This window comes from Micromonospora sp. U56, assembly GCF_018070095.1.
GTDB classification, from domain to species: domain Bacteria; phylum Actinomycetota; class Actinomycetes; order Mycobacteriales; family Micromonosporaceae; genus Micromonospora; species Micromonospora purpureochromogenes.
This window is the reverse complement of sequence record NZ_JAGPYL010000267.1, coordinates 1-1,145: the sequence shown is the minus strand read 5'-3', so window position 1 is coordinate 1,145 and position 1,145 is coordinate 1. Positions and strand designations below refer to the sequence as shown.

General features: G+C 79.6%; 1 pseudogene. It reads left to right on the top strand.

The annotated features are described in order from the left end of the window. Window positions 1-1,081: pseudogene (locus KBX37_RS33910) on the top strand (hypothetical protein); the annotation flags it as partial. Between the last annotated feature and the right edge of the window lie 64 nt (window positions 1,082-1,145).

Genomic DNA, 1,145 nt, shown 5'->3' with positions numbered 1-1,145 from the left:
GGGCGCGGTCGACACCGGGCGGTTGCTGCGCCGGCTGCTCGGCCGCGCCGGCCGGCCGGCCGCGCTCGCCCGCCGCCTGCTGCCGCTGGTCGGCGGCGTGCCCGGGTACGCCGGCGCGTACGGCGCGGCGAGCGGCGACGGAGCGCCCGGACTGCCGGAGGCGGTACACCGAATGGCCTCCGCCCGGCTGGACCTGCTCGACGACGCGCGGCGGGCAGTGCTGACGGCGGGCGCGGCGCTCGGCGTCGACTTCACCGCGCCGGCCGTCGACCGCCTGCTCGGCTGGGCCCCCGGGCGGGCGGCGACGCTGCTGCGCCGGCTCGCCACCGCCGACGCCCTGCTCCGGTGCGACCGGCACGGCCGGTACGAGATCGTGGACCCGGCCCTGCGCCGGACCGCGTACGACCGGCTGCCCCGGGCCGTCCGCGCCGAGTTCGGCCGCCGGGCCGAGCAGTGGCGCGCGACGACGCCCGGGCGGGTGGCGCCCACCCGCTCGGGCACGGCCGCTCCCCGCCTGGCCACGCCCCGCCCGGCCGACGCCGAGCCGACTCCCGCCCTCGCCGCCTCGGCGGCTGCCCCCGACGGCGGGCGGGACACCGACGCCGTCGGAACGCGCCGCAACCCGATCGCGCCCGACCTCCGGTCTACGGTGGACGGCTCCGGGCGGTGGTCGACGCCACCGGCGTCGTCGGCCGGAAACCGAGTCCGGGAACGGGGCACCCGGGCGACCGACGGCCTCCGCCCCGACCTTGGGTGGGGTCCGCGCTCCGGCGGTGGCCACGACGGCCCTGTCGTGCCGATCCTCCCCCGGCTCGCGGCCGGGCCGGGCCGGCACCGGCGAGCCTCCGACACCGTCGCGGGCCACGACCGGCCCCTGCACAGCGCTCCGGACGGGCGCGCACGCCGGACGTCGCCGCCTCCCGCTCCCACCGCCCCGGGCAGCGCCGCCGTCGTGCTGGCACTGCGTCAGGCGACAACGAAACGCGCCGGCCGGACGCAGCCCCGCGGTGGCCCGCCGCTGAGAGACCGTCGGGTAACCGAGTGGTTACGCTGCAATAAGTCGTTCGGCGTCGATGCGTAGTGCGGCTTCGCGTTCGGTGGCGTTGGTCCAGCGGACCGCCTGGCCGGCCAGACGTATCGTCATG